The 10,187-nt window shown below is 65.8% G+C and carries 10 protein-coding genes and 1 riboswitch; all 10 genes read right to left on the bottom strand.

The genetic code is table 11. The annotated features are described in order from the left end of the window. Nucleotides 1-163: 163 nt before the first annotated feature. Nucleotides 164-643 carry a transcription antitermination factor NusB gene (nusB, locus tag ACQKDV_RS14575; RefSeq protein WP_427784603.1) on the bottom strand — a complete coding sequence of 160 codons (480 nt, stop codon included), beginning with the start codon at nt 641-643 and terminating at the stop codon, nt 164-166. Further along, entirely contained in the window at nt 640-1,107 is a 468-nt protein-coding gene (ribH, locus tag ACQKDV_RS14580) for a 6,7-dimethyl-8-ribityllumazine synthase (protein WP_427784604.1), read from the bottom strand. Before ribH ends, nusB begins: the two co-directional genes overlap by 4 nt. Before the next feature lie 196 nt (nt 1,108-1,303). After that, nucleotides 1,304-2,404, bottom strand: coding sequence for a 3,4-dihydroxy-2-butanone-4-phosphate synthase (gene ribB, locus ACQKDV_RS14585; protein ID WP_427784606.1), 1,101 nt, complete (start codon nt 2,402-2,404; stop codon nt 1,304-1,306). Beyond that, nucleotides 2,401-3,027: a riboflavin synthase gene (locus ACQKDV_RS14590; protein ID WP_427784607.1), complete on the bottom strand. Its 627-nt coding sequence runs from the start codon at nt 3,025-3,027 to the stop codon at nt 2,401-2,403. The genes ribB and ACQKDV_RS14590 overlap by 4 nt, the downstream gene beginning before the upstream one ends. Nucleotides 3,028-3,104: 77 nt before the next feature. Next, nucleotides 3,105-3,249: riboswitch (FMN riboswitch) on the bottom strand. An 87-nt stretch (nt 3,250-3,336) separates the two neighbouring features. Then, nucleotides 3,337-3,699: a hypothetical protein gene (locus ACQKDV_RS14595; RefSeq protein ID WP_427784609.1), complete on the bottom strand. Its 363-nt coding sequence runs from the start codon at nt 3,697-3,699 to the stop codon at nt 3,337-3,339. A gap of 117 nt (nt 3,700-3,816) precedes the next feature. Then, nucleotides 3,817-5,682, bottom strand: a complete 1,866-nt coding sequence (locus ACQKDV_RS14600) for a peptidoglycan-binding protein (RefSeq protein WP_427784611.1) — start codon at nt 5,680-5,682, stop codon at nt 3,817-3,819. Between the two features lie 100 nt (nt 5,683-5,782). Next, nucleotides 5,783-6,526, bottom strand: a complete 744-nt coding sequence (locus ACQKDV_RS14605; protein ID WP_427784613.1) for a hypothetical protein — start codon at nt 6,524-6,526, stop codon at nt 5,783-5,785. A 213-nt stretch (nt 6,527-6,739) separates the two neighbouring features. Then, the gene (locus ACQKDV_RS14610) at nt 6,740-7,996 is read right to left on the bottom strand and encodes an XVIPCD domain-containing protein (RefSeq protein WP_427784615.1); all 1,257 of its coding nucleotides are present in this window, start codon (nt 7,994-7,996) and stop codon (nt 6,740-6,742) included. Next, entirely contained in the window at nt 7,993-8,559 is a 567-nt protein-coding gene (locus tag ACQKDV_RS14615) for a hypothetical protein (RefSeq protein WP_427784616.1), read from the bottom strand. The genes ACQKDV_RS14610 and ACQKDV_RS14615 overlap by 4 nt, the downstream gene beginning before the upstream one ends. A gap of 545 nt (nt 8,560-9,104) precedes the next feature. After that, on the bottom strand, nt 9,105-10,145 hold the full coding sequence (locus ACQKDV_RS14620) for an XVIPCD domain-containing protein (RefSeq protein ID WP_427784618.1): 1,041 nt from the start codon (nt 10,143-10,145) through the stop codon (nt 9,105-9,107). Nucleotides 10,146-10,187 lie beyond the last annotated feature (42 nt).

A 10,187-nucleotide genomic window follows, 5' to 3' on the forward strand; every position in this document is an offset into this window, starting at 1 on the left:
CCCGCACCGTTCGAGGACCAAAGCAGATTCCCGCACCGTTCGAGGACCAAAGCAGATTCCCGCACCGTTCGAGGACCAAAGCAGGTTTCCGCGCCGTTCGGAGTTCGGAACAGGTTCCCAGCCATGCCAACCAAGGTTGGCATCCACCACAAACAAAAACGGATCAGTGACCCGATTCGACCTTGCGCCATTCCACGGCGGCGCGATCCAGCACGCCGTTGACGTAAGTGTGGCCATGCTCGGAACCAAACCGCTTGGCCGATTCGATCGCTTCGTTGATGACCACGCGGTACGGCACGTCCAGGCGGAAGCGCAGCTCGTAGCCGGCCAGGCGCAGCACGGCGCGTTCGATGGCGTCCACCTCTTCGATGCCACGGTCCAGGTACGGGCCAAGCGCTTCGTCGATGTCGGTGCGGTTGTCCAGCACGCCATGCACCAGCGCTTCGAAATACGCCAGATCGGCGATTTCACGGGCCTGTTCGTGGGCGAACTGGGCGATCAGCGATTGTGTGTTGCCGCCGGAAATCTGCCAGGCGTACAGGGCCTGCACGGCACGACGGCGGGCGCGCGAACGCAGCACCGGGTCGATGCCATCACGGCGGACGGGTTTACCGGAGGGCTTGCCCTGGGTGTTCTTGTTCATGGCAGTTGCTCCAGCAGGTTGACCATTTCCAATGCAGCGAGTGCGACTTCTTCACCCTTGTTGCCGTGGCTGCCGCCAGCGCGCGCCTCGGCGTCTTCAACACGTTCCACCGCCAGCACGCCATTGAGCACCGGCACGCCGAAATCCAGCTGCACGCGCATCAGGCCTTCGGCGCAGCGGTCGGCCACATGTTCGTAGTGGCGGGTGTCGCCACGGATGACGCAGCCCAGGGTGAGGATGGCGGCGTGTTCATGGGCAGCGGCCAGGCGCGCGGCGACCAGCGGCAGTTCCCAGGCACCCGGCACGCGGATCACGTCGATGCTGGCTTCGGCGATGCCGTTGCCGGCCAGGCTCTGGCGGGCGCCAGCAACCAGGGTATCGGTGATGCGGGCGTTCCAGCGGCTGGCCAGGATGGCAAAGCGCGCCGAATCGGGGGTGCGAAGATCGCCTTCGTAGTGGCTCATATGCGGCTTGGGGGTTCGATAAGGGGGTAATTCTAGCGTGGATGGGCCCCGGCCGTGATCGGCGGGGGCCTTCAAGGGGCATTCTGTAGAGCCGAGCCATGCTCGGCTGCTCTCTGCCGCCGGACTGCCCTCCGCGCTGCGCGCGCAAGCCGAGCATGGCTCGGCTCTACAGGGGCCTCATGGCCGGGCGCGGGCCTCAGCAGCCCACCGTCTCCACCACTTCCAGGCCGTACCCGGCCAGGCCGATCTGGCGGCGCGGCGTCCCCAGCACGCGCAGCTTGCCCAGGCCCAGGTCGGACAGGATCTGCGAGCCGGCACCGTTGCGGCGCCACTGGCCCACGTCCTTGTCCTTGCCCGGCACCACCGGCGCTGGCTGCTGGCGCAGGCGAGCCAGCAGGGCCTCGCCGTCGCGCGGGGCCGACAGCACCACCATCACGCCGGCTCCTTCGGCGGCAATCGCACGCAGGGCATCGGTGGCGGCCACGCCGAAATCATCGCGGCGCCAGTGCAGCAGGTCGGCCAGCGGGTTTTCCACCTGCACCCGCACCAGGGTCGGGGTATCGGCGTCCGGAGTGCCACGGACCAGGGCGAAATGCAGGTCGTGGGCAATGCGGTCGCGGTAAGTGACCAGCTTGAACGGGCCGAACTCGGTATCGATGTCGCGCTCGTCCACGCGCTCAACGGTCTTTTCGGTGGCCAAGCGGTAGGCGATCAGATCGGCGATGGAGCCGATCTTCAGGCCATGTTCGCGGGCGAACACTTCCAGTTCCGGGCGACGCGCCATGCTGCCGTCCGGGTTGAGGATCTCCACCAGCACGCCGGCCGGTTCCAGGCCAGCCAGCATGGCCAGATCCACGCCGGCCTCGGTGTGGCCGGCGCGGGTCAGCACGCCGCCCGGTTGGGCGATCAGCGGGAAGATGTGGCCAGGCTGGTGCAGGTCGGCCGGCCTGGCGTTCGGCTTCACCGCCGTGCGGATGGTGTGGGCGCGGTCATGGGCGGAAATGCCCGTGGTCACGCCTTCGGCCGCCTCGATGCTGACGGTGAAGTTGGTCTGGAACTGCGCGGTATTGGCCTGCACCATCGGCGCCAGGCCGAGATCGGCCGCGCGGCTGCGGGTAAGCGGCAGGCACACCAGGCCACGGCCGTGGGTGACCATGAAATTGATGTCCGACGGCTTGACAAGCTCCGCAGCCATGATCAGGTCGCCTTCGTTCTCGCGGTCTTCGTCATCGACGATGACGACCATGCGGCCCTGGCGGATGTCTTCGAGGATCTCGGGGATCGGGGCGAAATTCATGCGGCATCTCCCTGTGGGTGCCGACCGTTGGTCGGCACACTGATCAACCGCTCGACATACCGGGCGACCAGATCGATTTCCAGATTCACCGGGCTGCCCACGCCGGTGGCGGAGAAGGCGGTGTTGGCCACGGTGTGCGGGATGAGGGCGACTTCAAAGCCTTCCTCGTCCACTTCGTTGACGGTGAGGCTGACGCCATCCACGCTGATCGAGCCCTTCTTGGCGATGTAGCGGCGCAGCGCGGCCGGCGCGGCAAAGCGCCAGCGCTGCGCACGGGCATCTTCGTGGATGGACAGGACCTGGCCGAGGCCATCGACGTGGCCGCTGACCAGGTGGCCGCCAAGGCGGTCGGTCGGGCGCATGGCGCGCTCGAGGTTGATGACCGCCCCTTCGCCCAGCTGGCCCAGCGTGGTCAGGCCGAGGGTCTCGGTGGAGGCATCGGCCTGGAAGCTGCTGGCGTCGAACGCGATGACCGTGAGGCAAACACCGTTGATGGCAATGCTTTCGCCCATCTGCACGTGATCGAACGGCAGATTCCCGACGTTGAAGGTGAAGCGGACATCGCCGCCGATGGATTCGCGTGCGGCCAGACGGCCGACGCCTTCGATGATTCCAGTAAACAAGAAACGTTCTCCGCGGAAAGTGAGCGAAAAACGCCGCAAGGCAAACAGGCGGGCGCAGGGCCGCGAAGGCCCTGTGGCACCGTCTTCTTTCATCCGGACTATGACCGTCGGCTCCGGCATTGAACCGGATCTGCTGTCCCCCGGCCTGGGCCGGGGCGCTCGCGGGCTTGTGCTTGCGCACCTACCGCCGGTGGGGAATCGCACCCCGCCCTGAAGACGTTTGTGTACCGGCGAACCGGCCGGGCCATTGTACCACCGGCAGGCCTGGCGTCCGGATGCCCCTTCAGGTGGCGGTGGGCAAAGGCCCGGTCAGTGCCAGCTGTCGGGGCTGGTTTCCGGCATGCCAGCGCCTTCCCAGGCGCCGGAAGTCTTCGCCTCCGGGCACACCACGATGTATTCCTGCAGGGATTTGATGTCGTCCTGGGTCCAATCCTTCCCGTACGGGTAGGAGGGCGGCTTGCAGTACGGCATCATCATGTATTCCCCATTGTAGGGGTACACCGGCCTCCAGCACGGCGCAGGGTTCTTCTGCGGATCCTGGCCCTTGGTACAGAACAGGAACGGGTCGTTCTTGCGGTAGCTGAGCGGCGAATAGAAGCCGTCGGCGTCTGCATCCAGCTTCATGGTCAGCAGCACCACAACGCCCAGGCAGATCTTCAGCGCGGTTTTCATCAGTAGTCCTCAGGGCCCGCCGCATCCGCTGGCGGGGATGGTGGATCGTCCGTTGCCCATGCGGGGCCGGTGAGCCGGCCCCGCATGCCTTCCATTTCAGCCGTCAGCGTCCGCCGCTCAGCGCTGCAGGTCACCCGGATTACGGGCAGCATCGGGCGCCTGTGGCTGGGCCTGCTGCGGCTGGGTCTGCGCCTGTTCCTGCACCTGGTGCTTGGCCCAGGGCTGGCTCAGGGTAGAGGTGAAATCGGTGATGGCCTTCTGCACCGATTCGCCATCGCCATTGCGTACTGCAGTGAACATGCGATCCAGGAAGCCACCCGATTCCTTGCCGGCGGCGGCCGGCTTGTCCTGGGCTTCGGCGGCCTGCTGCGGTGCGTGCGACTTCAGCGCAGCGCGCGACTGCGGGCCGAACACGCCGTCCACCTTCAGGCCCTGGGCACGCTGCATGTCCTCCACGGCGTGGCGGGTCGCGTCACCGAAGATGCCATCGCGTGCCAGCGGCTGCCCCTGCGCATCCTTGTAGCCAAGGCGGCCCAGCTGCTCCTGCAGCTCGGACACGGCCGGGCCCCTGGCGCCATCGCGCAGGGTCTGTTCGCCGACCGGCTTGACCGGATGCTCGCCCGCGCCACGTTCGGCACCGCGCAGTTCGGACATCGGGTCGATCTTGCGGCCATTGCGCCACAGTTCGAAGTGCAGATGGGTGTCGCCATGCTTGGGCGTGTTCCCACTGCGCCCCATGGTGCCCAGCTGGTCGCCCGCTTCGATGCGCTGGCCGTTGCGCACCGAAATGTCATTCAGATGGAAGTACTTGGTCAGCGACCCGTCATCGTGGGTGATGTGCACGGTGTTGCCGGCCGCACCATTGTTCGGCTTGACCGTCACACGGCCGCCGCCGAAGGCCACGATCGGATCACCGACCTCACCCTGGATGTCCACGCCACCGTGGGTACGGCCGCCATTGCGGGAGGTGCCGAATTCGCCACGGCCTTCGCCGGGCTTGTCCTTGGCATTGATCTGGTCGTTGCCCGGCGCCGGCCAGGTCGCCCCGCCCTCGCCGCGCGCCTGCGGCTGCGCGGCCGGGCGCTCGGTGGCATTGCGCTCGTTCTGCGGCAGGGCCAGCTGGGCCTTGATGGCCTCGCGGGTCTGCGCATCGGCACGGCCGGTCTGTTCCAGCGAATTGGCCTGCTGGAAGTTGCGCACCGCGTCCTGGGTGTTCCTGCCGTAGATGCCGCTGTTGGTTTCCAGGGTGTTGCCCTGGCCGTCACGCACGCCCAGCTGGTTCAGCGATTCCTGCAGCGAACGCACGTCATTGCCGCGTTCGCCACGCTCCAGTACCCCATCGGCCAGGGCCGACGGGCGACCCTGTGCGGCCGGCAGCGGGGCACTGGCGGTGATGCCGCGGTCGGCAATCTCGATGGCCGCGTACTTGGCCTGCCAGTACTGGCTGAACGAAGTGGCCAGCTCGCGATCATTCATGCCGCTGATGGATTCGTACGGCTTGCCGGTCACCCGCTCGAAATCGCGCGAGCTGATGTTGTTCACGATGTTGTCGTGGGTGTCCTTGCGCGAGAACCTGCCGGTGTCGATGGCGCTCTGGATGGATGCATAGCCGCCGCCACCCTGCTGGTGCGCCAGGTACATGTCCATGCCATTGGGCTGGGCCGAACCGGACAGATACGGGCGGCCAGTGGCTTCCGAGCGGTCAACGATCTGGTCACGGTTGCGCTCATACAGATCAGCTGCCGCGCGGGTATTGGCAGCCGGATCGAATTCGTGGCCGGTCAGGCCGAATTCCTTGGCCGTGGTGGGCACGAACTGGAACAGCCCCTTCGCACCGCTTCTGGTGTTGTTGGCATCCGGGTTGAAGGTGCCACCGGTTTCGATATAGGCAAAGCGCAGGAAATCCTCGCGGGGAATGCCGCTGCGCTCGGCCTGCTTTTCGATGATGTCGAGAACTTCTTTACGGTCGTGGTTACTGGCCATCATTGGCTCCTCAGGTGAAGTGCGGCCCGGGCGGGCCGTTGGACGTCAACCGGACTCAATCCTTGAGTCATGTGCAGGGCGGTCAACCGATACATGGGACTCAGGGCGTATAGCGCTCTGTGTCCGCATTGAAGGTATAGGTCAGGGTGTCGGCGGGGCCAAGGTCACGCAGCTTGCCCGGGCCGTCGATGGTCTTGCCCGACAGGCTTACGGTCAGCTTCGGCAGGCCACCGGAGACAGCGCCGAAGGCGAGTGTACCGCTACTGACGGCGCACGGTGTGACGGCGCCGTCTTCACAGGACGCCGAATTATCCTCGCCGGCGTGGATGGAGCCCAGATAGCCCCAGCGGCGGAACGAGAGCTTGTCCACGTTGTCCGGGTCGAACAGGAAGATGGCATAGCCGAACATGGCCACGCCCTCGGTGAAGGTGCGGGTAGGCACGGCCAGCAGCATGCGGCCGTCATCCAGGGCATGGGTCTGGGCCTTGCGCGCGGTATCCAGCGGCTCGGGCTGGTCGTTGCCGCCGAACTGGCCGACATAGCCGTCGGTGTCCTGCTGCACCCAGGCCGGTGCATCGGCGGTACCGCCCTGCACGAAGGTGGCCTGGCCGATGGCCACGTTGCCCGGCTCCATCATGCCGGCGTCGGAATCCGGACCTTCCTCGCCCTCACTGCGGCTGGTGAAGCCGGTGAAGTAGTGCTTGCCCTTCAGATCGAACGCCTGGCCATACCAGTAGCTGACGATGGCACCGCCATCGACCTTGTAGGTGACCGCGCCATCGCCGTCACGCTGGTAGATCACGTACAGCACGCTGTCCGCGGAAGGGGGTTTGAGTGCAGTCATTGCAGAGTCCTTGTCGTGTTCGGCGGCAGCCGGCCCGGCTTCGGGGGCCGCCGTAGTTCCTTGTGCACCCGCATCGGGAGCATTGCTTCCGCAGGCGGCCAGCGCAAGCGCCAAAAGCGCCGCCAGCCCGGTCTTGTTGATCGTCATGGTGTCTCCTGGTTCTGCGGGCACGGCGCAGCCACACAGGCGCGCCGGGCCATGAAAAAACGGTCATCAGCCACCACGGGCCATCTCCATCTGCTCCGGGCCGGGCTGACGCTGCTGGGGCGCCTGCTGCTGCGTCTGCTGCTGGGCCGCTTCGCGCTGGTTGAGCTGCTGCGCGTGCTGGTCGGCCTGCTGCTGCCACAGACGGCCCGCCGACGATGCATACAGATCATCGGTGGCAACACGTACCCCCTGCGGGTCGTTGGCGCGGGCGGCATCGAGCAACTGGGTAACGTGCGGATCCTGGCGGACCGTGCCCTGCCCCTTGGACGTCACCGACGGATCGGCAGACAGCGCGCCCTGCTCCTTGCCTGCGGCCGCAGCCGCTTCACGCGCCTCACGCGCCGCAGGCTCGCCAGCCGGCACCGGATCGCGGAACGCATCGACGCCATCGCGCACCCAGCCCACCGGGCCACCGGCGACGAAGGTCACCCCACGCCGGATGTTCATCACATCGCCGCGGTAGTCGGCAATCATGCGTGCGTGCTCCTCGGCGCGCGGGCGCGCCTGCGGATCATCCAGCACCGACAGGTGAGGCGTGCCATCCGACTCGGTCGGCATGAAGTTGCTCATGCTGTGCGCGCCCAGCGAGCGCGCCGCTGCGGCAACCGGCAGATCGGGAACCAGCACGTCTGCAAACCGGTTCTCGAAATAGCCGGACTGATGCAGGACGTCGATTTCCTTTTCCTTCGCGTAGGTCACCACTTCGCCATACTGCGGGCTGGCGGCGCTGACCACGTCGCTGGCCATCACATGGTTGCGCACGCGGTCATTCGGGCCGCCAGCAATGCCACGGTCCAGGCTGGCGGCACCGTAGGCGTTGAAGGTTTCGCCGCGCAGGTCGAAATGGTGGGCGGTAACCTGGGCCAGCGTGCCACCCAGCGAGTGACCGGTCACGCTCACTTCCGGTGTCGTCGCGCCGGGCTGGGCGCCCATGCGCTGCGCCTCCTCCAGCGCCTTGCGGGTCAGCGCGATGGCATCTTCGGCCTGCGGATTGGTCCGCCCCAGCACCATCGCGCCATCGGCAACGACGCCATCCTTCCACACCTCTTCGGTGCCGCGATGGGCAACGATCAGATCCTTTCCATCGAGCGTCTTGTAGATGGTGCCCTGGTAGCCGGTGCGCGGGTTATCGACATGCTCGTAGACGCGATACAGGGTGCCATTGACCGGCACCAGCGCGTTTTCTCCTGTCGGACGGCCAGCATCCCTGTCTTCATAGACATTGTTGGCCAGGTTGGCGTAATCCTGCGTGGTGACCGTCACGGGCTGATCTCGTGGGCTGCCAGCGTGATGGTGAAGAACTCATCGCGCTTGTCCATGGGGACCGCCTGCAGGTGTTCACGACCGAAGTCGGCCGCCCCACCCTGCTCGAAACGCGGGTAATACCCCTTCCAGAAATTGCGGGTCTTGCTGCCGCCGCCCAGCACGTGCTGCGCAGGCAGGCCAGCGACAAAACGGGTGTCGGCCGGATCGTCATGCGCGCGCAGGCTTACCCGCGCTTCGGTGAGAGCCCAGCGACAGACGCCGCGCCCGTAGTAGTCCTCATCAAGGATGGCATCGGTATGCAGCGTGCCAACGTATTCGGTGTCGGACACGCGCGTCAGCGCGAACGGCTCATGACTGGCGATGGTCGGCACCGCACCGGAGATCGGATCCAGCCGGCCGCACTGGGCAGCGTTGCCGACGTCGAACTGGGCGGTCGCTTCGACCACCGCGAAGGGACCCGGCGCATTGTCCAGCATCACACGGAATTCAAACGCGCGCTGCGGGCTTGGATTCAACGTACGCAGCGGGGTGGCACGGGTGTCCACAGCAGGAACATTCATAGGGGCATCGGCTCGATACGAACCGCCGGAGGCGGCGAAAGGCAAGGACACAGCGCAGGCCAGCAGGGACACCGCCCAACGGGAACTGCGCGAGCGAGAGACGGAGGCGGTAGGCGTGGCCTGCACCGGGGCCGCACGCAAGGAAGCAGCGCTCACGGGCGCGCCCCCTGCCCCGGGACACATGCCCGCACGATGGACGCCGGGATTACCCCCTCGGCCTCAACACCCTGCTTGTTACATCCGTCCCAGGAATACACAGCCTTGTGCCCTCTCCACGCGCCTACCTCGGCGCACGTGGGTCGAATTTTACCAGCCCCGCCGCGCTGACCGCGTCAAAAAAAAGTTGCGAAAGTGCGCTTCGTCACACTTTTGCAGTTATGCCAAAGGTTGTAAGCGTCAATATCATCACGCGCAGTTAACTCCACGGGCATGGGGTGCGGCGGCGTGCGCGATGTCCTTCAGATTACCGTCGCTGTCGAGTTGAGGTGATGCGCAGCGCGCTTCAGCGATGCTTTGCGGCAATGCCCGGCACTGTCTGCGGTACATCAACGGCCCATGGCCGATGCGGAGTGTTCCTGCTGGGTTGCCTGCTGGGTGGAGGTCTGCGCGTATTCGCGCGCCCGGTCTTCGGCGTTTGCCTGGTTGCGCACCTGGGCATCCAGCGCCTGCCCGGCATCGAGCCTGGACACCTGTTGGTTGAGTACCTTGAACCGATCAGGATCTGCGTTGAGCAGGTCATTCAATCGATTCCCCAGGGGCGACTCGCTGTGGAAGCTGGGGTTTTCCCGCCCGGGCCCGCCGTCCGAGCTGGATTCGCTGCGTGCCTTGGCAGGATTGAACGGGTGGGCAGCAAGCTCAGCGGCGCGCGCCTGGCGCTCGGCGTAGGCGCCGGGCTCGTCCTTGCCGCGCAGAATGTTGGCTGCTTCCAGTACCAAAGGCCGGGCGGCAACTGTTGCAACAGCGCGCACGGCGTGGACGCTCTGGCGATACGCATCAACGCGGCGCTGGTCCTCGGGATCCTTGATGCGTGCCGATGGGTCATCCAGAACCGACTTTACTTCAACCCCGTTCTCGACGTGATCAATGAAGTGCTTCATTCGATGTGAATCACCCAGAGCCAACGCCGAAAACGGCCTGCTGACCTCACCGGCCATCCCACCCATGAGGCGGGACGCAAATTCAGCATTTCGCAATGTCTTCAATTCGGAGGGCTTCGCGTACACCTCCACAGTGCCATAGTGCCCGGCGCCCGCGCTGACGAAGTCGCCGGCCATTACATGATTCACGAACCGGGCGCCGTTCGTTGGCCGGCCTTCCGGAATCCTGTAACCCAGGCTGGCCGCGCCGTAAGGGTTGAAGGCTTCGCCTGGCAGGTTGTAGTGGTGCGACAACACCTGTGACATCCCTCCACCCAGGGAGTGCCCTGCGACCGATAGATGCTTGCCGTCCTGCTCGGCACGAGCCACGGCCCGGGCGGCGAATTCCAGTGCGTCCTTGATCTGCAGGTTACCTCTGGTGAGCACCATGCCTGCATCGGTTACGCCATCCTTGACGGGTTCCCGGTCAAACTCGGTCCTGATTAGCACGATGCTTCAGCGCGGTCGCAGCTGTTGAGAAGGGCGAGGTAC

The sequence above is a fragment of the Stenotrophomonas sp. NPDC077659 genome (genome assembly GCF_050268705.1).
In the GTDB taxonomy this organism is placed as follows: Bacteria; Pseudomonadota; Gammaproteobacteria; order Xanthomonadales; family Xanthomonadaceae; genus Stenotrophomonas.